The organism is Desulfatibacillum alkenivorans DSM 16219 (assembly GCF_900142135.1).
Lineage (GTDB): Bacteria > Desulfobacterota > Desulfobacteria > Desulfobacterales > Desulfatibacillaceae > Desulfatibacillum > Desulfatibacillum alkenivorans.
This window is the reverse complement of the sequence record NZ_FQZU01000008.1, coordinates 115,410-139,056: the sequence shown is the minus strand read 5'-3', so window position 1 is coordinate 139,056 and position 23,647 is coordinate 115,410. Positions and strand designations below refer to the sequence as shown.

17 protein-coding genes are annotated in these 23,647 nt (G+C 55.9%); 9 read left to right on the top strand and 8 right to left on the bottom strand.

Annotated elements, in window-relative coordinates:
* Nucleotides 1-2: 2 nt before the first annotated feature.
* Nucleotides 3-1,628 (top strand): thiamine pyrophosphate-binding protein, encoded by a 1,626-nt coding sequence (locus tag BUE18_RS09185; protein ID WP_073475072.1) that lies wholly within the window; start codon nucleotides 3-5, stop codon nucleotides 1,626-1,628.
* A gap of 12 nt (nucleotides 1,629-1,640) precedes the next feature.
* Here the strand turns inward: BUE18_RS09185 and BUE18_RS09180 are convergent, their stop codons facing one another.
* The 8 genes from BUE18_RS09180 to BUE18_RS09145 form a co-directional block, all read right to left on the bottom strand.
* Nucleotides 1,641-3,530 carry a TonB-dependent receptor plug domain-containing protein gene (locus tag BUE18_RS09180; protein WP_083610892.1) on the bottom strand — a complete coding sequence of 630 codons (1,890 nt, stop codon included), beginning with the start codon at nucleotides 3,528-3,530 and terminating at the stop codon, nucleotides 1,641-1,643.
* Between the two features lie 181 nt (nucleotides 3,531-3,711).
* Nucleotides 3,712-5,967 (bottom strand): TonB-dependent receptor, encoded by a 2,256-nt coding sequence (locus BUE18_RS09175; protein ID WP_073475070.1) that lies wholly within the window; start codon nucleotides 5,965-5,967, stop codon nucleotides 3,712-3,714.
* A gap of 234 nt (nucleotides 5,968-6,201) precedes the next feature.
* The gene (locus BUE18_RS09170; protein ID WP_073475068.1) at nucleotides 6,202-6,834 is read right to left on the bottom strand and encodes a DUF3786 domain-containing protein; all 633 of its coding nucleotides are present in this window, start codon (nucleotides 6,832-6,834) and stop codon (nucleotides 6,202-6,204) included.
* Nucleotides 6,835-6,891: 57 nt separating this feature from the next.
* Nucleotides 6,892-8,721 carry a TonB-dependent receptor plug domain-containing protein gene (locus BUE18_RS09165; RefSeq protein ID WP_083610890.1) on the bottom strand — a complete coding sequence of 610 codons (1,830 nt, stop codon included), beginning with the start codon at nucleotides 8,719-8,721 and terminating at the stop codon, nucleotides 6,892-6,894.
* Nucleotides 8,718-12,623 (bottom strand): cobaltochelatase subunit CobN, encoded by a 3,906-nt coding sequence (gene cobN, locus BUE18_RS09160; protein WP_073475064.1) that lies wholly within the window; start codon nucleotides 12,621-12,623, stop codon nucleotides 8,718-8,720. The genes BUE18_RS09165 and cobN overlap by 4 nt, the downstream gene beginning before the upstream one ends.
* Nucleotides 12,624-12,641: 18 nt before the next feature.
* On the bottom strand, nucleotides 12,642-13,409 hold the full coding sequence (locus tag BUE18_RS09155; protein WP_073475063.1) for an ABC transporter ATP-binding protein: 768 nt from the start codon (nucleotides 13,407-13,409) through the stop codon (nucleotides 12,642-12,644).
* The gene (locus tag BUE18_RS09150; RefSeq protein WP_073475061.1) at nucleotides 13,406-14,479 is read right to left on the bottom strand and encodes a FecCD family ABC transporter permease; all 1,074 of its coding nucleotides are present in this window, start codon (nucleotides 14,477-14,479) and stop codon (nucleotides 13,406-13,408) included. The genes BUE18_RS09155 and BUE18_RS09150 overlap by 4 nt, the downstream gene beginning before the upstream one ends.
* Nucleotides 14,463-15,392 carry an ABC transporter substrate-binding protein gene (locus BUE18_RS09145; RefSeq protein ID WP_073475059.1) on the bottom strand — a complete coding sequence of 310 codons (930 nt, stop codon included), beginning with the start codon at nucleotides 15,390-15,392 and terminating at the stop codon, nucleotides 14,463-14,465. Before BUE18_RS09145 ends, BUE18_RS09150 begins: the two co-directional genes overlap by 17 nt.
* Before the next feature lie 703 nt (nucleotides 15,393-16,095).
* On the opposite strand from BUE18_RS09145, the gene BUE18_RS09140 reads away from it, so the two are divergent.
* The 8 genes from BUE18_RS09140 (at nucleotide 16,096) to BUE18_RS09105 (ending at nucleotide 23,596) form a co-directional block, all read left to right on the top strand.
* Nucleotides 16,096-16,851 (top strand): DUF3450 domain-containing protein, encoded by a 756-nt coding sequence (locus BUE18_RS09140; protein WP_073475058.1) that lies wholly within the window; start codon nucleotides 16,096-16,098, stop codon nucleotides 16,849-16,851.
* The gene (locus BUE18_RS09135; protein WP_083610888.1) at nucleotides 16,848-18,317 is read left to right on the top strand and encodes a MotA/TolQ/ExbB proton channel family protein; all 1,470 of its coding nucleotides are present in this window, start codon (nucleotides 16,848-16,850) and stop codon (nucleotides 18,315-18,317) included. Before BUE18_RS09140 ends, BUE18_RS09135 begins: the two co-directional genes overlap by 4 nt.
* Nucleotides 18,314-18,949, top strand: a complete 636-nt coding sequence (locus tag BUE18_RS09130) for a MotA/TolQ/ExbB proton channel family protein (RefSeq protein WP_073475056.1) — start codon at nucleotides 18,314-18,316, stop codon at nucleotides 18,947-18,949. Before BUE18_RS09135 ends, BUE18_RS09130 begins: the two co-directional genes overlap by 4 nt.
* Nucleotides 18,946-19,368, top strand: coding sequence for an ExbD/TolR family protein (locus BUE18_RS09125; protein ID WP_015948272.1), 423 nt, complete (start codon nucleotides 18,946-18,948; stop codon nucleotides 19,366-19,368). Before BUE18_RS09130 ends, BUE18_RS09125 begins: the two co-directional genes overlap by 4 nt.
* 133 nt (nucleotides 19,369-19,501) lie before the next feature.
* On the top strand, nucleotides 19,502-20,092 hold the full coding sequence (locus tag BUE18_RS09120) for an energy transducer TonB (RefSeq protein ID WP_170868308.1): 591 nt from the start codon (nucleotides 19,502-19,504) through the stop codon (nucleotides 20,090-20,092).
* 45 nt (nucleotides 20,093-20,137) lie between these two features.
* Complete coding sequence (locus tag BUE18_RS09115) at nucleotides 20,138-21,436, top strand: tetratricopeptide repeat protein (RefSeq protein ID WP_073475053.1); 1,299 nt, start codon at nucleotides 20,138-20,140, stop codon at nucleotides 21,434-21,436.
* A gap of 9 nt (nucleotides 21,437-21,445) precedes the next feature.
* Nucleotides 21,446-22,537, top strand: coding sequence for a FecCD family ABC transporter permease (locus BUE18_RS09110; RefSeq protein ID WP_073475051.1), 1,092 nt, complete (start codon nucleotides 21,446-21,448; stop codon nucleotides 22,535-22,537).
* Between the two features lie 6 nt (nucleotides 22,538-22,543).
* Complete coding sequence (locus BUE18_RS09105) at nucleotides 22,544-23,596, top strand: ABC transporter substrate-binding protein (protein ID WP_073475049.1); 1,053 nt, start codon at nucleotides 22,544-22,546, stop codon at nucleotides 23,594-23,596.
* Nucleotides 23,597-23,647 lie beyond the last annotated feature (51 nt).

Genomic DNA, 23,647 nt, shown 5'->3' with positions numbered 1-23,647 from the left:
GTATGGAATCCCAATCCCGCAATGTGAGTGAACTCATGGTGGACACCCTGATTAATTGGGGCGTCCACCATATTTTTGGGATGGTGGGCCATTCCAACTTAGGATTGGCGGAAGCCATCCGCCAACGCTGTTTAACGGGCGATCTTCAATTCATAGGCATACGCCATGAAGGCGCCGCCGCCTTCGCCGCCTCCGGCTTCGCCAAGCTTTCCGGCAGGCCGGCAGCGTGTTTATCCATTGCAGGGCCCGGCGCAACCAATCTACTGACCGGCTTATGGGACGCTCATATGGACCGGGTTCCGGTGATCGCCCTGACCGGGCAGGTGAACTCCAACATGCTGGGGAGGAACAGCTTCCAAGAAGTGGACTTGCACAAGGCTTTCGACGGTGCGACCTGTTTTTCCCAGACCGTCTACAAATCCAGCAATCACGCTGAGCTCATGAATCTGGCCATGAAAAGCGCCCTGGAAAACAGGGACGTCGCTCATCTGGTTTTTCCCAACGACGTGCAGGAGCTGGAGGTGGATGAAAACGCCGCCCCGGGATCGCCCGAGGGAAGGTTAGTGCTGCAAAAAGTTTCTCCCGCGAAAAAGGATGTGGATCAGGCGGCGAAACTTTTTATGAGGGCGGAGCGGCCTGTCATTATCATGGGCCATGGCTGCCTGCAGTCCGTTGAAACCGTGGTGAGTTTCGCCAAGGCCTGGAACATCCCGCTCATGACCACCTTCAAGGCCAAGGGTTTCATCCCGGACTCGCATCCTTTGGCCTGCGGCGTGCTTGGCTTGAGCGGAACGCCCATCGCCATGCGGACCATGCGGAATGCGGACCTGCTGCTGGTGCTGGGGGCCGCCTTTGCGCCTCACACCCGCATTGCAGAGGACATCCCGGCCATCCAGGTGGATCTCGACCCCGAGGCCTTGGGAAAATTCCGCCCTGTGACCCTGCCCGTATGGGGCGATATCCAAATCACGATGGAGGAGCTTGGCAAGGCGCTTTCGGCGGACGTTCCCAAAGACAATCCCCGGCGCGAGTTGGCCGATCAATGGGAAAAATGGCGGGAAACCAAGGCCAACAGAGCGTCCAAGGATCAGGGCAAGGGGATCAGTTCTGCGGCCGTTTTTGAAGCCATGTCCCGCCGCACGCCCGCCAACGCGGTCATCGCCCTGGATGTGGGCGACAACGCCTATTCCTTTGGCAGATATTTTGAAGCCAAGCACCAGAGCGTGCTGCTTTCCGGCATGCTGGGCTCTATCGGGTCCGGGTATCCGGCCGCCATGGGCGCCTGCTGCGCCGCCCCTGACAGGCCTGTGGTTGCGGTTACGGGAGACGGCGGATTCGGCCAATACTTGGGCGAGTTGACCACGGCGGTGAAACACCGCATGCCGATCAAGCACGTATTGCTGAACAACAGCAGACTGGCCAAGATCGCCAAAGAGCAGAAGGCCGACAAAAAAACCGTGTGGTCCACATCCTTGCGCAACCCTGATTTCGCCAAATACGCGGAGATTTGCGGCGCCCGGGGAATTCGCGTGGAATCCGCCTATAACCTGGACGGCGCCTTGGAGCAGGCCTTTGCTTACAACGGCCCGGCGCTGGTTGAAGTGCTCACCGATCCGGACTTGGTTTAATCCTTTTTCCTTTTAAAAATCCATACTCAGCCCGGCGGTGAAGCGAAAGCCGTCGTCGGGATAGCCGTGGTGCGTCTCGTAATTGGCGTCAAAGAGGTTTTGAATTTTGACGTAAGCCTCGGCTGAGCGGCCGAAAAGGGGAAAGGGCTGAACTACTTTAGCGTCAAAGGATGCGTAGGCGTCCACCTGTTTTTCTTCGGTGTTGGAAATGTCCGAATACTGGTCGCTCACTACCCTGCCCACGCCTTCCAGGCGGGTTTTCCACGGGCCGGCCTTGGTTTTTGCGGTGAGTTTGAACGTGTGCGCCGGCGAATACGGAAGATCTTTGCCGTTGTGCTCGTTTTCGGTGGTTTGCAGCGCGTAGGAGCCTTCAAGCCCCACCGCGCCCACGGTCCACGACAGCGCCAATTCCGCGCCGGTCCTGTTGGTGCGGTCCAGGTTGACGGGCCGCTTGATCAAGTCCGTATAATCATCGTACTGAATTTTGTCCCATACGTCCTCCCTGAACAGGGTGCATTCCAGCCTGTTTTTCTTGGAGATGTCCCATTGCCAACCCAGGGAGCAGGAGACGATGCGCTCTTCAATCAGATCAGGGTTGCCGCGAACCTGGTCAATGGAGCCGTGGGCCGGCTGATACAACTGGCCGAAAGTGGGGACGTGGGTGGTATATCCGGCCCGGGCCTTTATTTGATGCCCTTTTCCAACGGGAACGCCCACGCCGGCCGTGGCGCCGGGCTGGAAGTCAAAGTCGGAGACGAGATCCCCCCTAACGCCCAGGGTCCAGGTAAAGGCCCCCTCGTCCCGGTCAAACTGGCCGTGGATGCCGCCTTGGGTGCGTTCGTGGTCCCCGGATAGAGTGTGGTCCGCGCCTTCCCATTTTCCGTTGGCGCCAAAACGCAAGGCCCACTTGCCCAGGCTGTCGGCGATGGTGGTTTCTTCCTTGATTCCAATCAGGTTGGAGTCAAGCAGGGAAGTGAGGCCGCTTTGGGACTCATCCTCCAGGCGCAGGGTTTCCCCGAATACCTTGACTTCATACTCGGCCTGATCATTAAAAAACCCCCGGGCTCGTAAATCGGCCGAGCCTTTGTTGTATTGCTGCCTGGCGTCGGGGGTGGGGTTATCCGTCCTGCCCGGAGAGCCGTGCTCGGAATGGTAATACCGGGCGCTGCCGTCCCATCGGGTGGGGGACGTTTTGGGGTTTTGCCAGCTGACGCTCGCCTTGGCCGTGTCCCTGTCGCTGTTGACGCGGAATCCATCCTGATGGATTGCGCCTGCGGACAACCCCCAAGCGTGTTCGTTGACCTTATATGACCCGGAAGCGCTGCCTCCGACCTTGCCGCGGGAGCCGCCGTAGGCTTCCGCACGTCCGGTAAAGGCTTTTTTTCTTTTGACGTCCTGCTGGAGCACGATGTTCACGGCTCCGCTGGAGCCTCCGGCGCCCAGCCAGACCGGAATGGGCGGCTTGTACACCTCGATGCGCTCCACCATTTCCATGGGGATGCTGTTGATGTCGGCGCCGCCGTATTGCGCAGCCCCTGCGGGACGGCCGTTTACAAGCACCAGAACATGCCCCTGGCCCGCGCCGCGTATGGCTATGCGCGTTCCTCCGGTTACGCTTTCGGTTGCGTCCACCCCGGGCATGGAGGCCAGAGCCTCGCTTACTTTGTGGTAGTGGCCCTGCTTTATGGCTTCCCGTTGAAGGATGTCCAGTTGTTGAGGGTAGTTTTTAACGTATTCATCCAATCGGGATTGGGTGACCACCATATCTTCCAGGGCGATAGGCTCCTGTTCATTGGCCAGGGCGATTGAATTGCAGATGCAAATAACAAGAAGGGCGGCGGCCAGGCAAAACGCGTCCCTTAAGGAAAAAGGCGTTTTCCCCGGAGAAAGTAATAAGCGCATAACTATCCTGTAACCTCTTTGATAAAGAGGATTTTTCCGCTCCAACTTAGAAAATACGTCAAAGCATTTAGCAGATATCAATAATTCTCACAATCCCTGTGCAGCTATTTCTCGAAAGCTCAAAAAGAGGCGGCGGGAGAAAAATCCCTCCCGCCGCCATGCGTTTTAGGTTGAATGTGTTTTACATTTCAAAACGGATTTCTCCGTATACGGTTTGGCCTTGCGTAAGAGAACCGCCCCAATACTCGCCTTCGTCAAAGACGTTGTTTACTGCGACAGAGGCGTGCACCTTATCCGTAGCGTTGAAGGTCAACTTGGTATCCCATTCCCAATGGGGAGAGAATCCATTGTAACATTCTTCGTCCGTATAAGAGTTGTCATCTTCCCAATAGGTTTTCCCGAAATATTGGCCGAAGATGCTGTACTGGAATTTCCAGAATCTGAAATCCGTCCCCACTTTGACAAGATCCCGCGGGAATTCCAAAAGGCTTTTTCCTTCCAAAGCCGTATCGATCTCGTATTCCTTAATTTCACTTTCATACCGGCCGTAATTCACAAAGAATTGCATCCAGTTGGTGGGATACACCCTGGCGTCCGCTTCAAAACCAATGATGTCCACTTCCCCCACGTTGGTTTTCTCCGTGACTTTCGCCGCGATATATCGAGAAGTGATCAGGTCCTGAACCTGGGAGTAGAACACGGTGCCGCCCAGTTTGATTTTTCTGTTCAAAAGGTACTGATCCACGCCGATTTCATAGTTCCACATGGTTTCGGGGTCCAGGTCCGGATTGGACATATACAGGGTGCCTGTGCTGCCCGTCCATGTACGGAACAGGTCATAGATTGTTGGCGGCTTAAAAGCCTGGCCGATGGATGCACGTACAAAGGTAGATCCTTTGACGGGCTCCCAGACCGCGGACACTCTTGGGCTGACAGCGCTTTTATCCTTGTCTTCAAGAATGGCAAGATCTTTCGGGTCGCCGGACTTGCCGTTTTTCGCCCACCACCAGTCAATGCGGGCGCCGGTGTACAAGGTTACCTTGTCGTGCAGGCTCCATTCCACCTGGAGGAAGGGCGCCAGGAAGGTTGTGTCGCCCTCTGTAATATCGATCACGCCGCCCCATGTGGAGCCTTCGTCCTGGTAATAGCGAAGGCGGGTGGTTTCCTGTTCAAAAACCCCTTGTTTGTAGAACAGGCCCGCCGTGAGGACATGTTTGCGCATCCAGTTGAATTCATAATCGCCCTGGATTTCAGCCATGTATTCGTTGTCTTCGGAAGCCACATATTGGCCTTTGGCGCTGTAATAGGTCTCGCTGCTGGAAGCTCCGCTAAGGGATGTGTACCAGGAGTCGCGCTTCTGCCAGGCCAGCTTGGTTGTGATATCCACATTCCCAAAGGTTTCCTCGTACTTCAAGGACGGGGCGTAATACTCACGGGCGCCCTTGCCCGCCAGAAAGTCTTTAGGATTAACCTTGGAAGTAACCTGACCGCTTCCGGCTTCGGCTACGCCGGAAAAAACAAAGTCATTGCCATCGCTAATGTAGCTGTGCGGCGCGTCATATTCATAAGAATGGCTGCCCCCCATAAACAGAAAAGTCAGTTTGCCGGTGTCCGTGGTCTTCCAGGTAGTCCGAAGGCTTCCGCCATAACGTTGGGAGTTTTTGTCGCCCTTGTCGCCCACAGCCCAACGTTTGCTTGTCTGATCCGTATTGGCGACGACGTCGTAATCAATTTCATACCCGCCGCTGATGCCGGTGGCTGCCCCTGCTTTGGTGGTCTTGGTCACCAATTGCGTGGGGTAGCCTTCCTGGGCCTCCCAATCCATAGTGATCCGGTATGTAAATTTATCCCCGACCTTGTCGCCCACCCAGGCGCCGGCTTTTTGATTATTATAGGTTCCGCAGCCCAGCCTTCCTCCGGCTTCCAATTCCTTGGGGTCCTTGGTGATCAAATTGACCGAGCCGCCCACTGCGTTGCCGCCGTACAAGGCGGAGCCGGGGCCCAAAACCACTTCGATCTGGCTGATGGCGTTGGGATCGATCATGTTGTACGGCGCCAGCGAGGAATAGGGATCGTTAACCGGAATGCCGTCCACCATGATCAGGGAGCGTTCGTCTCCCGGAAGGCCGCGCATGGTGGTTGCCGGCAAAGCGTCGCCCAATCCGCCGGGGCGATCCAGATACACGCCCTTTTCATAACGCAGGGCTTCGTCAATGGTATTGATCTGCATGACCTCCATGTCTTCCTTGGTGATAACGCTCACGCTGGCCGGGGCCAGGTCAGCCTTTTTCTGGGTTCTTGTGGAGGTCACTTGCATTTTTTCCATGCTTTTGGCTTCCGGGGCCGCATCTGCGTCCGCGGCAAAGGCCGGAACCGCCATAAGCAACCCGACGAGAATAGCAATAACGCCCGTCAGAATTTTTCCCCTGTACTTCATTTTACTTCTCCTTTTTCGCAATAAGTTCATACACTTTTCGCCTTTTAACCATCCCCTGAAAAAAGGCGGCAAAAAGCCGTCCAGCGAAGACGCACGGATTGCGTCCGCCAAGGCCTTCGCGGCCTCCCGTTTTTTATGAATTGCTCCTAACCGAACGGAAAAACGCCGGTCAGGATTTTTTGGGAAGTCTTCGTGACTTTGTTAAGCAGTCAGCCGATTAAGGCTGCCGCCGCCCTACGGGGCGGGTTCAAAGGCCAGAGCCTTCAGGCTTCTGACCAAGTAGGCGCTTGTTACGGCGATGCTTTCGGGATCCAGGTAGTATTCCGTATGCTTTTGGAAAAGCACGGTCCCAAAGGCGGGAAAGCGCCCCTCAACGTCGTTGAACAGCAAGAGAACGGATATTTTCGGCAAGGCCTGAAATCTTTTGACCAGATCGTAGGACAGGCCGGAATCGTCCGGCTGGCCGCTTAGGGCGTTGCACGCCCTTTTGAGGTCATCCATTTTTCCGCCGAAATTTGCGGCGAGCGCCCGCTCCGTATCGCTGTTAAAATAGTTCACATTGGTAAAATGCGAGGTTTTCTTAAAATCCTTGAACGCCGCCCATTCGTCCATAAACGGCGCTTCGTCAGGACATAAGGTCAGGTACCTGGCCAAAATGATGCAGGCCATGTAATCCGGCTTCTTCCCCGATTCTTCCACAAGCCCCTTTCCCGATGCAATATAGTTGCGGCCATACAACGGAAGCAGATACCCGCCTTCTGCTTTTTCCAGTCCCAGTTTGTCCGCAACGGAAGACAAATCCATTGCTGCAACCCGCTCCTGGTACTCTTTGTAGTATTTTGCAAAAATTTCAGCTTGCTGACTCATATCGCCGATCCTCTCCCCGAATCGTTCAGGCTTTTATCTATTGGGTAAAAGACGGCCTCAAAACTCCACGGACATGCCGGCCATGACGGAACGCCGCGCTCCGGGCCATCCCCTGTAGACATAGTACTGACGGTCAAAAAGATTGTCCACTTCAAGATACCAGTTACACTTTTTCCAGCGATAGTCTATCTTGGCGTCCAGATACCAACGATGGGGCAAGCCCCACAGATTTTCCGAGTCGTCATAGCGGGAGCCGTTGTAGTTGGCCTCCAATTGGCTGACCAGCCCGGCGATTTCATGGCGCAGCCGAATTTTGGCCTTGTGCCGCGGCTTTTGGAACAGGTAATTGTCCGTATCTTTGTTTTTCGCCTCCAGATATTGATATTCCGCATTTAGCTTTAACGATTTCAGGGGCCTTAAGGTCGCATTGACGTTCACCCCGGTCGATTCCGTGCTGGACAGGTTCCTGTATTCGGCCTTCCCGTAATTGGGATCGCCTGCAGGCAAACCTGCATAACGGTAGTATTCGATCTTGTCATCGATCTTGATGTAAAAGGGCGTTAGCCCCCAACTGAAGTATTTATTCCAGTCGTGCTGAAACTGAAACTTGGCGCTGTATACGGTTTCCAAAGATAAGTCCGGGTTGGCCAGGCGGGTGCTGTTTTGATAGTAGCGCTGGTCAAAGGTCGGCATGGTGTTGGATCGTTCGAGAAGCAGGGAAAGACGCACCGGAGAGGGCTTCCAGGTTATGTTAAGCTGGGGATTGGCTTCCGCGTCGTAATCGCTGTAAAAATTGCCTTTTAAACCAGCCAGTATGGAAAAATTTTTTCCGGGCTGGAATTCCTTGGACAGGGAAACGCCGCCCACGGTTTCCTCTTTTTCTCCGTAGGTGTTGGAATCAATCTCGCGGTATTCCACATTGCCGGCGACGGCCACCCGTTTGATTCCCCAGGGATCGCCGTTCCATCGGGCTTCCTCGCCAAACACCCGGCTGTCCAACCGGCTGTCCAGGCCGGAGTCCGGATTTACCGTCTGATCGGAAAAGCTGTTGACGTAAACGCGATTGCCAAAGTTGCCTTTGCTGAGCAAAAAGGAGCCGCCCCATTCGTCGGTAGTGGATTCGGAATGGGGAGTCATCCGGTATTCCTTGCCTGGATTCTCCTTTTCCTCGTTCGATATCATGCCCGAAATGGTGGCCTGGAACTCCGCCGGGAGAGGAAAATCCATGTTGGCTTTCAAGGCCATCTTGTCTTCTTCGTCATTAATGCGGTCTCCTCCGTTCAGGTCGGCCAGAGCGTTGACGAAAAAGCCTACTTCGCCTTTCTGAGCGCCAATGTTGAATTCCGCTTTTTTTCTTTCGTAATAGTCTGGCTGCTCCCCTGCTGCGTCAAAGGTGGATTGGGGCTCGGCCAGGCCGTAGCCCACATCGATCTTGTTGACATACGCCTTTTCGCCCTTTTTGGAGGTGATGACGATCACGCCGCCGCCCGTATTGCCAACATAGCGCGCTGCTTCGGGCCCTTGCAGCAAGCGCACCTCCTTAACGCTTTGGATGGGTATGCCGCTCAGGTAAACCTTTCCCGAAGCCGGATTGAAAAGGGGCCTGCCGTCCATGATTACAGCCACGGTCTTGGAGGAACTGCCCTGCACCGTAACGCCTGTTGTGGAGGCGGAAACACCGGGCAGCAAATTAAGCAGTTCGCAAATGTCCCGAATATTATATTGGGTTACATGCTCCTCTGTTACGAGATATGAGTCGACTTTTTCCGTTTGTTCTTCAACTTCCTCCCTGCCTTCCTCCGTTTGAACCGTTTCCGCCCAAGCCCAGCCCTGGGGCCACGCCGCCAGGGCCAGGAGCATCGTCAAACAACATACTGCTTTTGTCATTTCCAGGAATCCTTCAGCTTGTCCATCTCTGCTTTCCAAGCGGCCACGTCTTCCGGCGTGAACATGTCAACAGCTCCTCCCTGGAAATCACCCTCAACATCGCCCATATACTCTTCGATCCAGCCTTCCAACTCCAGATAATGCTCTTTGAGTTCTTCCAGCACCTCAGGATCGGCTTCCCACAGCCCCCGGCTTTCCGCTTCCAGCAGCCGCCGGGAGATTTCCTCCAAGGCCCACGGATTGTGCTTGCGGAAAAACTCCCTGTTTTCCTCGTCAAGCACAAAGGTGCGGGTAATATCGTCAAAAATCCAGTCGTCCACTTCCTGGGTGGTTGACTCCCACCCGTAGACCCTGCCCACCCGCTTGGAAATATCGCCGGCGCCTTTGTATCCGTGGCGCTTCATGCCGTCGATCCACTTGGGGTTCAAGAGCTTGGTCCTGACCACGCGCCGCACTTCGTCGGCGAGGTCGCGCACCTGGACCCGCTCGGGCTCCCGGGTGTCGCCGTAGTAGGTCTTTACCGGCTTTTGGGACAAAGTGCGGGCCGCGGCGGTCATGCCGCCGTGTGTACCAAAGTAGCAGCAGCAGTTGAACAAATCGTTTTCGTCGGCGACTACTTTATTGAATGTCAGGCTTACGGTTTTCAGGCTGCCCGCCAATTGCTTGTGGGAGGGCTCGCCGAATACGCCTTTGCCGTAAGCGTAGCCGTTCCAGAACATAAAGATGTCAGAAAGGTCGGCCTCGGTTTTCCAGGCCGAGGCGTAAACAGCTAGGTTGACGCCGGCGCGATAGGTGCCGGGTTGGGCCGAAAACACCCGATAGGTTGCACGGCGCAAAGCCAGGGAGTCGGTTTCGTCCCCGCCTTCTTCGGCAAGCTGCTCCAAGGTATGCTTGCGTACGTAATTCTGCTCCACCGGCTCGTCCAGAGCGGCCACGGCCTGAATCACTTCGTCCACGTATTCGATGCAGTTGGGGAAATTGTCCCTGGCGATGCCGGAAACCCGAATGGTCACGTCCACGCGCGGGCGTCCCAGCTCTTCCAAGGGAATAATCTCAAAGCCCTGCACCCTGCCGCCGGCCAGCCACTTGGGCCGGGCGCCGATCAAAGCCAAAATCTGGCCCATGCCCTCGCCGTCCGACCACATGATGTCGCCGGCCATCCAGAAGATGCCAACATTTTCGGGATAGGCGCCTTCTTCGGTCAGGTATTTTTCCAGCACGGCTTCGGAGAGTTTTTCGCCCACCCTGAAGGCCGCCTTGGTGGGAATTTTATTGGGATCCAAGGAGTAAAAATTGCGGCCTGTGGGCAGAATATCGTCCCTGCCTCGCATGATCAGGCCCGAAGGGCCTGCCGGTATGTATTTGGCTTCAAAGCCGGAAAGCAGTGCGTCAATTTCCTTGGACTCCCCAACGCGCACGTTCAGGTCCAGGATGCGATCCAGCAAGGAAGCTATGCCCGTCAAAGCCTGCCTGTCCACGACCAGGTCGCCCAGCAAATCCAGGGTTCGATCCAGAAATTCCTCTCCGTTCACGGATTGCAACGCCTGCTCCACAACCTTGACGCCCAGGGCTTCGATCTCCTCCATTAACATGCCGTGGCTCTTGCCGGTGCGGGGATCCACCGCGCCCTCGTCGTTCATGAGGCTCAGCAATTCGTGGCCCATGGAGCGGCACAGGATTTTCCGCAGGCTGTTTGGGTCTCCCGCGTCGTAACGCAAGATGGCCCACAGGAACTCGATGCGGGCTTCTTCTTCGGGGACCTTGCCGAACACATGCATGCCGTCCGGGATGTAGGTGTTGCGGATTTTGGACAAAGCGTCGTGAGTGCGCCGGACGATTTCGTCCATGGGCATGTCGTCGGTCAGTTTGATCTGCTTATCCAGGTTGGTTTTCCTGACCGTATCCACAATCAAATGCGACAAGGTGTGGGCGCGGTTTTTCTCCGTGGTTTTCGCCTTCTCGTACTCGTCCAGATACCCGTCCAACTCCTCCAGATCGCCGTACAGCCCGCCCTGCCCCATGACCGTCTGCATGTGGTTGACCAGGGTCGCGTAGCTGCGGCGCTTGGCGATGGTTCCTTCGGAAGGGTTGTCCGAGTTATAAATATACAGGTGCGGCGTTTCGTGAATGCAGATGTCCGGCAGGCAGGATTCGGACAAGCCCACGGACTTGCCGGGCAGAAACTCCACGTTGCCGTGGGTGCCCACGTGCACAAAGGCGTCGGCGCCGAACTCGTTTTCCAGCCACCGGTATGTGGCGATGTACTGATGGGGCGGCGGCACGTCGGGATCGTGGAGGATTTTGCAGACCACGCCGTCGCATTTTGTGCCTGCGCAACCGCGTTTGGGCTGCACGCACACCACGGCGTTTCCGTAAGAGACGCCGGTGATGAGAATTTTGCCGTCATAGAGCATGGCGGCGGGCACGCCGTTCTTTTCCTCTCCCGGAGGGGCGCCCCAGGCTTCTGCAATTCGCTCCTGCATGGCCGGGGGAAAGGTTTCCCACCATTTCAGATAGGTGGGAAGGTCAAGCTGGCAAAGGTCTCCGCCTTTTCGCACGATTTCGTCCGTGGTGGTCCAGCGGAATTCCGAAACCGCCTTGCGGTCCATAATGGTTGTGATCAACTCCTCGCCCGTCTCCGGAGGATCGACCGAGTAGCCCTTGGCCTTCATGGCCTGCAAAACCCTGGCCACCGACTCCAAAGAGTCCAGCTTGGCCGCCCCGCCCACGGTGGCCTCCACCGAGGCGCAGGGGTTGTTATGCAGGATAAAGGCAACCTTTCTTTCCGAAACCGGTTTCAGGCCCATGGACACCCAGCGGGCGACGCGCTTGCTCAAGCGGCGGACCCTCTCGGGGATGGGGGTCCGTTTTTCCATGACGGCGCCCGTCGCGTCATCCTGTTCGCGTTCTGCACAGCCTACCATCATGGGCTCGATCACCCCTTCAAACTCGGGCAGGGCCACGGTAAAAGCCACGTTGGATAATCCCTGGGGGCTGGCCTCCCATTCTTCGGGAGTCATTTCCAGGCTGACAATGGGCTGAAAAACCGGCACGCCCAGGCGCTTGAAAAAAGCCACGCCGTCGCGATTGGCCCTTTCGTCGGAAAACTGGTCCGCGCCTTTGATGCCCAAGAGGAACATCTGGAGTTTAATAAAAGCATGGATCCGGGGGCTGTTTTCCGAATTAAAAAAGACTTCCTCCAGCATGGCAATGCTGCCTTTGGCGCCGTTGTCCTTGTCCGGGGAACTGTAGGAAAACACCGGGGTGCAGGCCAGGCCCTGGTTTTCAAGCTCCCGGATCAGGCAGTCCTCCAACTCCATATTGCCGGTGATCCAGGTGTGACGGGGGATTAGAATGCCGACTTGCGGGGCGTTTTCCAGGCCTTTGGTTTTGAGGTATTCATTGTACCAGGTTTGGTACGACTCCAGGTTTTCAAAATGGGTGACCTGAGACTCGGGGTGGTACAGGCCTTCCCATGGCATGAAAACCGGCTTGGGCGCGGATTCCGCATCGCCTTCCGCCAGGCCTTTTACAAAACGGAGCAGGTTGAAAAAGTTATTGTCGCCGCCGAAGCTGATATAGTTGTACGCCTGCTGCACGGTTTCCGGGCTGAAGGTGGAAAGGCTCCATAATGAGGGATCGTACCCGGTGCAGACGATAGGGACCTTTTTCCCGATTTCCTCGATTCGCTCTTCCAAAGCGTCCCAGAAACCCGTGGCGGAGCGGTACAGCAAAATGATGTCCGCCTGCTCCAGGGCCTTGAAAACCTCGTCAAAGCGTTCCGCCTCGTTTTCCAGGGTTTTGGAGGAGTACATGACAAGGTCAATGTCTTCCTGCTGCTTTGCCGCCCGGGCCAGCATGGGGACGTGAGTGTTCCACATGATCGATGCTATGCGTGTCATTTTTCTTCTCCTGTAATCCTATGCAACCCTCAACGGTATGACCACCTGGCTGCCGTTAACGCAGGCGCTTTCCACCACTACGCCGTAGACTGATTGAATATTTTCCGAGCTCAGGACGTCGGCGGGGGGGCCGCAATCGTGGACCTTGCCCCCCTGGAGCATGACGATGCGATCCGAAAACCTGGCCGCCGTGTTCAAGTTGTGGATGGTGACCAGGGCGCCGCGGCCTGTGGTTTCCGCGTACTCCCGCACCATGTTCATGACCTCCATCTGATGCCGCAAATCCAGGTTGCTGGTGGGCTCGTCCAAAAGCAGGTATTCCGCCTCCTGAGCGAAAGCCCGGGCCAGCATGACCTTCTGCTTTTGACCGCCTGAAAGGGTATCGAAATCCCGCATGGCAAGGGCGTCCAGATCCATTCTGGCCAGGGCGGCCCAGACCTTTTCCACATCCTTGCTGGATGGCCGCCAGGCAAGGTGGGGGCGCCGTCCTAGCAAAACCGTGTCGAACACGGTCATGGGAAAGCGGCTGGGCAGGGCCTGGGGCACGTAGGCCAGGCTTAAAGCGCGCTCCTTGCGGGAGAGGTCGTCCACTTTCCTGCCGTTTACCATCACCTCTCCCCGGCCGGGATTCAGCAAACGGAGGATACATTTCAGCAGGGTGCTTTTTCCCGCGCCGTTGGGGCCGATCACCGAGACGACCTCATTGCCGCCCACGGACAAATCCACCCCGTTCAGGATGGCGGCCTTGCCGTAGCTAAAGCCCAGATTGTTTACTATTAGCGTCACCAGAACCTCCTGCTTTTCTTTACAAGAAGGTAAAAGAAAAATGGGACTCCCAATAAGGAAGTCATAATGCCTATGGGAATAACTTGGGGCGGCCAGATTATCCTGGAAATAACGTCGGCCAGAGTAACCAGCGATGCCCCCACCAGGGCGGATGCAGGCAGCAGGTAACGGTGGTCGCTGCCCACCAGCATGCGCGAGATGTGGGGCGCCACCAGCCCCACAAACCCGATCACGCCCACAAAGCAAATGGCGCCCGCGGTCATAAGCGAGGAAAGAAGGATGCCCTCCATCCTGAGCCGTTCCACGCTGACGCCCAAAGTACTGGCGGTTTCGTCGCCGGACATGAGGGCGTTGTAATCCCACGCCCGGGCGTAGACGAACGGCATGGGGCCCAGCACCATAAAGGCCGAAACCCAAATATGAGACCACCCGGCCTTGGACAGGCTGCCGAAAAACCAGAAGACCACGTCCTGCACTTCCTCCATGGTGCCCGTGTATTGAACAAAGGAGGTGAGAGACGAAAACAAAAACATGACGGCCACGCCGCCCAGAATCAGGGTTTCCGTGCCTGCGTTTTTCAACCGGCTGACGCCCAGAATCAAAAGCGTGGAGACTAAGGAAAAAACAAAGGCCGACAAAGCCACGGCATTATGATGAACCGCCCTGAAAAATACGATGCCCACCACGGCGCCGAAGCCCGCGCCGGAGGAAACGCCCAAAGTAAAGGGCGAGGCCAAAGGGTTTTTAAGAATGGCCTGGCAAATGCACCCACCCACTGCCAGGCCTGCGCCCACCAAAAAGGCCATTACAACCCTGGGAAGCCGCAAACCCAATAGAATGACGCTTTTTGGACTTTGCTCTCCGGCAATGGCGCGAAACAAATCTCCCAGAGAAGTCTCGGAGGTTCCTATAAGAACTCCCGCGGCCCCCGCCCCCGCCACCATGCTCGCCAATAATCCCAACCCAAGCAGGGTGCGGAGTTGCATGCGTTTATAGGCTTGCTCCCCCCGGATTTGACGGGCGTCCTCGGCGGAAGAGCCGGTTTGCGCGGCGCTATTCTGGAAAAACATAATACCCCTTTAGCGGAAGCCCCTGGAACCGCTCCATATACTCTCTATGCATGGCGGCGGGGTCCAGGCCGCCGCAAGAATCCGGATAAAACCACTTTGCCATGTAGGCCAGGCCGACCACATACCTTGGCCCAGGTCCAATGTCCCCGGCCAGGATATGAAATTGACCGTTTTTTACGGCCGGAAGTTGGCTGAACCCAGGACGGTCAAGAATATGCGTATACAAATCCCTGATTTCCTGATCCGAATCCGTGGAATACGCTCGTTTGATGCTGCCGGCTTTAATTACGGCGTCGGGCGCCATGGACAATACCCACTCGGTGGTGACTTCCGGATTTTGCAGTTCCGTGGTCTCGGCAATGTTGACGCCGCCGGACATTTTGCATAGCTCATGCATGGCGGTTCCTGTTCCTGAAGCCTTAAAATCGGAATACGCTTCCATGTACGCGACGATTGGCTTGCCGGAATGGTCGAAGCAATCCAAAACGGCCTTTTCGTGCGCTTCCAGCCAGGAAAGAAATTCTTCGGCTTTTTCATCCCGGCCGAATATCCTGCCCAGAGTGCGTATTTCACCCTTAATTGTGGAAGGCCTGAAGCAATCGATGCGCAAAATTTGGATGCCCAGGCCGCCGACCTTTTCCTCCAGGGAGGACCCCGGGTTATGGCCGTAGCAAAGCACCAGGTCCGGCATGAGGCGCACGATGGCTTCGGGGTCAGGGTCGTTCCACTTGCCCACATTGGCCACATTCTGCAATTCGGGCCAGAGTTCAGGCTCTTTCCAGATCAGGCTGCTTGCTCCAACAATCAGGTCTCCGACGTCCAGGGTCCTGAGCACTTCTATGCCGTCCGTCGTGAGAACCACGGCGGACTTGATGGGAGTGCGCAGGACGATCTTTTTTCCCCGTGCGTCCATGACCTCCACCCTATCCCGCCCCGCAAAAACCAAGGCCGGAAAAAGGAGACAAGCTACTGTAAATACAAATAAATTTCGAGCAAACAACAAACAACCTCCCTGGGCCATAAACACAAAAAGCCACGAGACTCAAAAGGGGAATCCTCTTGAAGAGCCTTCGTGGCTTTTCTAAACATCCGTCCGGTTTGATGGGTTCGGACGGCTCAATTTTTCTTTGTTAAAAATAGTGTATTTTCAGCCGGTTTCTTACCAGCGGATGCTTCGGGGTCTTTTCCGAAGCGTGATTGGCAGCCTATAGCCGTGCGTGGGGGGCGTGTCAAGTTTTTTCATGCCATGGGATGAATAGCCCCATCCCCACCTGGCAATTAATATACAAGGTATCAATAGTTTATATCTAAAAAGAGAATTATTTACCCGGATGGGAATAAATCTGCTTGACTCCATTATGGCATGCGTTTATGCTTTTGACCGCATCAAGCCGGATATTGAAGTCCGAAAAGCAAATCAGGGATTGCGCATTGCATCGGGGAAGGCGCATCCTGAATTAGTTGGAAAAGTCGGTTAGAAAATCAATCAGGCCATGAAGGTCAGTCATCCCAGTTTTTTGGGAGCGACCTTGATGGCCTTTTTTATTGCCAAAACAGAACCAGCAACCTTGCCAGGCCTGGAGGCCTGAAATTTTTGGCTGCCAAAGGAGTACGGCTTGAACCCGAAATACTTTTTATGCTTTCTGCTGATGCTGGCTGCTTCGCCGGCGTTAGCGGGAAATGTGCTGGACACGGTGGAAAAGCCTCTTGGCGATTCAATTCACATCCGCCAAGACGCTCAGAAGAAAATGGACGAATGGGGCGCTGAACGCCAGGAACTGGAAGCCCGTTACAGAGAACTGCAGTCTTTGGTGGAACAACAGACCAAGACTCTGAAAGCCTCTAAAGAACAGGAGCAGTCCCTGGAACAGGCGGTGGTTCAAAAGCAGACCCGGCTTGAAAACGCCCGCCGCATGGGCGAGGAGTTGACCCCATTTCTGCATGACTCTTTATCCCGCCTGGAACTGCTTATCTATGAAGGCGACGCATTTTTAATACCCGAAAGACAGGCTCGTCTGGACAGGCTCAGGACAACCATTTCCGCGCCCGACATCTCTCCCGGAGAAATGTACCGCAAGGTCATGGAATCTTTTTTGGTGGAGGCGGAATACGGAAACACGGTGGAAGTGTATGCCGAAACCTTGAACGTGGAAGGCGCGGACATCCGGGCCAATGTGCTGCGATTCGGCAGGCTGGCCATGTTCTGCCAAACCCTGGATGAAAAGCAGTGCGGGATCTTGGATTCCGCGACCGGTCAGTGGCGGCGCCTTCCGGCAAAGTTCGTCCCGGAGCTTTCCAGGGCTTTTTCCATGGCGCAAAAGCAGCTTCCCATGGACATCGTCTCTCTGCCGCTGGGAAAGGTGAATCCATGATGAAACAAATATCCAAGATAAAAGTGTTCACGTCCATCGTCATGGGGCTCTTTTTTATTGCCGGCGCAGCCTGGGCCGGAGATGTGCGCACGGCCCGCGTGGAAGCGCAAATGGCCAGGGAGCGGCTTGCAAAAGAAGCGCAGGCCGAAAAGGCGGAAGCCCTGGAAGAAGCCAGGAAAATCCAGGCGGAGATCTTTGCGGACAGAGCCAAACTGAAGCAGGCCGTTGCTGAAATGGAAGTTAAAAGCAAAGGGCTTGCCCAGGAAACCGACGCGGTTGAAAAGCATATCGCCGAACTGGACGCCCGGAATAAGGAATTGACCAAAGAGGTTGCTATTGCGGAAGCCGACGTCAAGGAGTTGCTGGGTTTCATCCGCAGCAACGCCAAAGACCTGGACGCCCTGCTGCTGCAAAGCCCCCAGAGCGCTTTGGGGTTGGACCCGCGCATCGAAGGCATCAGGAAATTATCTCAGGGTCAGGGTTACCCTTCCATGGACGATCTGTCGCTCATGGTGGAACTGCTGGTTTCGGAAATCGTCCACAGCGGCCAGGTGCGCAGGGAGCAAATTCCCATTGTCACCAGAGAAGGGAAAACCCGGGAGGCCCAGGTTATGACATTGGGCAATTTCTCCGCCATGGCCAGCCTGGACGGAGACGCGGATTTTCTGCTGTATTCCGAGCCGTCCCAAACGTTTTTCCAGTTATCAAAACCCTCGCCCGCCCGCATGCGCGCTCAACTGGCGGACTACATGGCGGGAAAAACCGAGACGGTTCCGGTGGACGTATCCCGAGGCGCGGCCCTGCGGCAGTTCGCCCATCGGCTGGATTATAAGGAGCAAATCAAAAGCGGCGGCCTGATTGTCTGGCCCATTCTGTTCATCGCGGTTTTGGCCTGCCTATTGGTGATCGAGCGCCTCATCTTTTTGCTGAGAGTCCGCACCAACGTGGACGTGCTTATGGAAAAGGTGGTGACCCTTGCGCGTCAGGGCAAGTGGGACGCCTGCATGCAGGCGTGCACCCAAAAGGGAAACCGGCCGGTTCCTTTGGTGCTGGCTGCAGGGCTATCCTGCCGGGGACGCTGCCGGGCGGACATGGAGAATATCCTGGGCGAAGCCATTTTAAGGCAAATCCCCCGGCTGGAACGTTTTCTGCCCACCCTGGGCATGCTGGCCGCCATCGCTCCCTTATTGGGCTTGCTGGGAACCGTGACCGGCATGATCAACACCTTTCACGTAATCACCGTAGCGGGAACGGGAGATCCCAGGCTCATGTCCGGGGGCATTTCCGAGGCCCTGGTCACCACCATGCTGGGCCTGGCCGTGGCCATACCGGTCACCGTAGCTCACGTCCTGCTTTCGAGGATGGTGGAGCGCAACGTGGCGCAGATGGAGGAAAAATCCATGGTTCTGGTGAACGAACTATGCTCCGAGCCCGCCGGCAATGTTTCCGTGGAGAAGGCGGCATGAGTGCAGCAGTCTATTGGGCGCTTTGGGACGTAGCCGCGCATTTCAGGGCCGGCGGACCGGTGATGATTCCCCTGGCTCTGACGTCCCTGGCTTTGGGTTTTTTAATCGCCCACAAGGCGTTGGTGGTTTTTCGTCTTTCCCGGGGAGACGCAGGCCGCGCCCAGGCCGAAGAATGGGTTATGAAAGGCCGGGTGGAAGGCCCGGGCAACCCCCATGGCGCCGCCCGTATGATGATCCAGGCTTTTCTCGCCCGCAGAACGGGCCAGCCTGAAAGCGACCGGGGCATTTTGCTGGAAGTGGAAAAAGCGCTTTCCACCCGTCTGGACGACAACCTGGCGTCCATCGGCGCCCTGGCTGGCATTGCGCCCCTGCTGGGGCTCTTGGGAACGGTGCTCGGCATGATGGCCGCGTTTGACGTGCTGTCAGCCTTCGGAACGGGCAACGCCCAGGCCATGGCCCAAAGCATTTCCGAGGCATTGGTCACCACCGAGACGGGGCTGCTGATCGCCATCCCGGCCGTGTACATGAAAGCGTTTTTGGAAAAACGCGTGGAAAATATAAAAAACAGGCTTTCGCGGATCGTGATTCATCTTTCGGTCCACGCGGCATCCATACAGGAGCATCCGGCATGATCGGAATATCCAACGCCCGCAGGGCGGCCAGAAAAGACCTGGAAATCAACATGTCGCCGCTGATCGACATGGTTTTTATTCTGCTGATTTTTTTTCTGGTGACCACCAGCTTCGTCCGCGAGACAGGCATCGACGTTCACCGCCCCACCGCCAGCACGGCTGTTTCCAAGGAAAAAGCCACCATCCTGGTGGGGGTGACCAAAGATAATCGCATATTCATGGAAAAGCGGGAAATCGACGTGAGGGCCGTAAGGCTGCATGTAGAAAGAGCGCTGGCTGAAAACCCGGAAGGCTCGGTGGTTGTGGTTGCAGACCGGGACAGCAGCACCGGCACGGTGATTTCCGTCATGGACGACGCCCGCCTGGCCGGGGCGAAAAACGTCTCCCTGGCGGCTAGCTTGGATGGAGAGGGGGCTTAAGTTGGGCGATAGCGCAGCCATAAAGTCCATGAATCCGCATTTCAGTCTGGGGGGAGGACCTTTGCTTTGGGCGGCCGCAGTCGCTGTGGGTCTTGCTTTTAACCTCCTTTTGTTTGGGATGATGCCTTTGCTCATGTCAAAGGCGACGCCGGATCGCACCAAAGGTCCGGATATCGCCGCTGTATCGGTTATCCGGCAAAAGAAAATCGAACAACCGGCGCGTAAACGGGAACCGCAAAAAAAACAGCAGGAACCGCAAAAAACCAAAACAAAGGCCCTCAAAACAATCACGCCGCCTAAGCCGGCGGTCAACAAGCCGCGCCTGGCCTTTGACGTCAACCCCAGATTGCCGGCGGCCCCAGGCGGGCTGACGCTTCCTCCCTTGGAAAATTTTTCCATGACCGCGCCGCCTGAGCCGCCGGATTTGCAAATGGACTTCCTGGAGAGCGAGTTGGACTCGCCGTTGACGCCTGTGTATACGCCCCGGCCTATGTTCCCGTTCAGGGCCAGAAAAATGGGCATAGAAGGCTCCGTAACAGTTCTGTTCGATATCAATGAAAAGGGCGAGGTTACCAAAGTGACTATCTTGGGCGCAGAGCCTGAAGGGATCTTTGAGCAGGAAGTGCTCCGCACCCTGCCTTCCTGGAAGTTCAGTCATCCCACCGTGGACGGCAGGCCGGTCAGGACGCAGCGTAAAAGGACTATTGAGTTTGTTTTTGAATAAGCAAAAAGGCCTTCCAACAATAAGAAGGCGCATAAGGATGGCATCATGTTCAGATGTAGATTCAAAAATGTGATGTTGGCGATTGTGACTGTTGGACTGCTCGTTCCGGGAATCTGCTTTGCCAAGGCGGACTCGCAGGAATCGCTGCCTTTGCCGGTCCGGCAAGTTCTCTACAAAGCCTATACGGCTATGAATGAAAACAAGCCAGCGGAAGCTGCGGCCTTGCTATGCAAGTTCAAGCAAGATCCCAAAAACGCCAAAGACATGGAAGAAGCCCGGGCCATGGTGGAATTCGGCGAGGGCAACGCCCGGTATATGGCCAAGGACTACAAGGGCGCCCTGGCCTGCTTTGAGCAAGCCGTCAAGGCGGATCCCAATTATTCCGCAGCGTGGAGCAACATGGCCGTACTGTGTCACGAAATGGGCGACACTCTGAAGGCTGGCCAGTGCTTTTTGCAGGCGTACAATACTGGAGAGGAAAAAAAATCCGACCTTTTGTATTCGGCGGCGGCGGCCTTTCTTATGACGGAGCAATATGCGGACTCCATCGCAGCCTTTGAACGCCTTTTTAAGGAGTTTCCCCAGCAGGTGACCAACCAATGGAGAGAATACGCGGTACATGCCTATTTGGGAAACAAGCAGCCCAAGAGGGCGTTGCAGCTGGTGGAATATCTGGCCGTCAATACGGAAGGCAATGAATGGCGCAGATGGAACGAGTTCCTGCTGCATCAGTATCTTGATTTGGAGATGAACAAAAAAGCCCTGAGTCTGGTGAAACGGCTTGTGGATAAGGAGCCCGGGGATCCCATATGGTGGAAAGCCCTGGCTAATCTGCATCTGTCTGAAAACCGCCTGGAGGAAGGCCTGATGGCCTTATGGGCTTATGGAAAAATCACCCCATGGAATGAAGAAGAACAGAAGCTGGCCGCCGACCTTTTTCTGGTCCTGGACGTTCCGGCGGAGGCCGTGGCCATCTTGGAGCTTTTGCCGGAAAAGGAGTTGACCGCATCCATGGTGAGGCAGGGGGTGTATTGCTACCGGCGCATGCAACAGACCGACAAAGCAATAGCTTTGCTGGACAAGCACGCGGGGCGTTTGAAGGACAAAGAGCTGACCATGCTGCGGGCCGACATTTTTTATGAGTCGGGGAAATTCTGCGATGCTTGTGCAGCCTACGAAAAGGCCGCCAAGGAAGGATGCTCTCCGGGCAGAGCCTGGCTCATGGCCGGATATTCGGCTTTGGCCCATGGCGATAAAAACAAGGCCAACCTGGCTTTTCAAAAGGCGACGACCTTCCAGAGCCACAGCAAGGAAGCGAAGAATATGCTCAAGAGGTTGTCCTAAAACCGCCCTATGAAAGCAAGTGCAATAGCTCACTCGGCCCCTGAGGAGATTAAAGGCAAGGCGCTCAACATTCCCGGCCGTCAAAAAAAATGGGCGGCGATTCTCTTTGGAGGCGGGATTGTAATTATCGCCTCCATTTGTGCAGCGGCGTTAGGCAGCGTGACCATTTCTCCCTGGGAGGTTTACTCTTCCATTCTGGAAGGACTGATCAGGCCCGGCGGCGTTCTTTCAGAAAGCCTGGAATATAAAATCGTCTGGGATATTCGTTTGCCCCGGGCTGTTATGGCGGTGGTCGCCGGCATGGGTCTGGCTGTCTCCGGCGTGGCGATTCAGAGCGTGTTGCGAAACCCTCTGGCCAGCCCGTTCACCGTGGGAGTTTCATCCGCGGCGGGGTTCGGCGCGGCCATGGCGGTGGTATTGGAGTTCGGCATTACCAGCAACCCGAAAACCATGGTGGCTTCCAACGCCTTTTTCTTTTCGTTGGTCGCCGTGCTTTTCATGTACGCCCTGGCCAGTTCCAAAAAAGGCGGGCCGACCATGATGGTGTTGGCGGGCATTGCGGTCATGTATCTTTTTTCCGCCATGACCACCCTGCTTCAATACCTGGGCACGGAAAGCGAACTGGCCCAGGTGATTTACTGGCTGTTTGGGAGTCTGGCCTCGGCCGATTGGGGACGCATCGCCTTTGTGGGGGGCGCCTTGGTTATATCCCTCCCCATCATGATGTGGTTCGCCTGGGACCTGAACGTCATGGCCGCCGGAGACGACGTGGCCGAAAGCCTGGGCATCCGGACCTCCCGGATCAGATTGATTTGCGTGACGGCGTCGGCGTTTTTAACGGCCGCCATCATTTGCATGACCGGAGTCATCGGCTTTGTCTGCCTTGTGGCGCCCCATATGGCCCGGTTGATTTTAGGATCGGACCATCGGTTCTTATTTCCCGGCGCCGCTATATTGGGGGCCTTGGTGCTCTTAAGCGCCGACACCTTGGGCAGGACCGTGGTTTCCCCTTTGGAGATCCCGGTGGGCATCGTCACCTCGTTTGTCGGGGTTCCCTTGTTTTTATACCTTTTGCTGTCCTCCAAGCAGGATAAAGGATAGGCCAAAATGAAAAGACTAAGGCCGGCGTTGACGGCCGTAATATTCATGTTTCTTATGATGGATCCGGCCCTGTCTTGCCCGGACCGTCCTCTCACTATACAGGACTCTTTGGGCCGGACCATCACCCTTAAAAAACCCGTGGAACGCATGGTGGTGCTTGGCAATTACCGGTGCGAGGCGGTCAAGGTTCTGGGCTGCATCCATAAGGTGGTCGGGGTGGACGGCAATTCGGCCAAAGGCAGCCGGAATTATTTTCCCGAATTGGAAAAACAGCCCTTGGTGGGAACCTGGCAGACGCCCAATGTGGAAATCATCGTCAGCCTTCGGCCGGACCTTGTCATCACCAGCGCCAATGCCCTCCGGGTGGAGCGTCTGGAAGAAAAGCTCGAAAACTTCGGCATACCGGTGGTTGGGTTTGATTTTTACCGGGACGACATTCTTGTCAGGGAGGTCACCACCCTTGCAACTCTGCTGGGCGCGGAGGAAGCGGCGAATGAATACGTACAATGGCGAAAGGGCTATGAGTCCATCCTTGAAAAATATGCGTCCACGCTTTCCGAGGAGCAAAAGCCGCGCATCTTTTTGGAATGGGGTCCAAGGCCTGGACAGTCTTATGCCAGAGGATCTTCCGGGGACGCCAAATGCCCAATCTGCGGGGTGCGGAACATCCTGGCGGAAAACGATGTGGAAACGCCCACCGTCAGCCTGGAATGGGTAGCCCGGGAAAACCCGGACCTTATCTGCAAGCATGTCTCCCCGTACCCGGACTGGGGATACTGGGACGACAAGGAGCCGGAAAAACTTATTAAAACCTTGAGTGAAAGACCCGCATGGAGCGCCATATCCGCCATCCGGAACAAACGGGTGGGGTTGATCTGCCCGGAAGTGGTGTGGGGGCCGGACAGCGTGATCGGGCTGTTGGCTTTCGCCAAATGGGCTCACCCGGACCTGGACATCTGCCCGGAGCAGGTCTACCGGGAATATTGCAGAAAATATATGAACCTGGACGTTCCCAAGGGGTTGATGGTGGTTTATCCGCCTTTTGAATGCGCGGAATAGCCGGGTTTGCAATCGAATTTTTTACGCAACGGTCTGCAGAAGCAGGCTAAT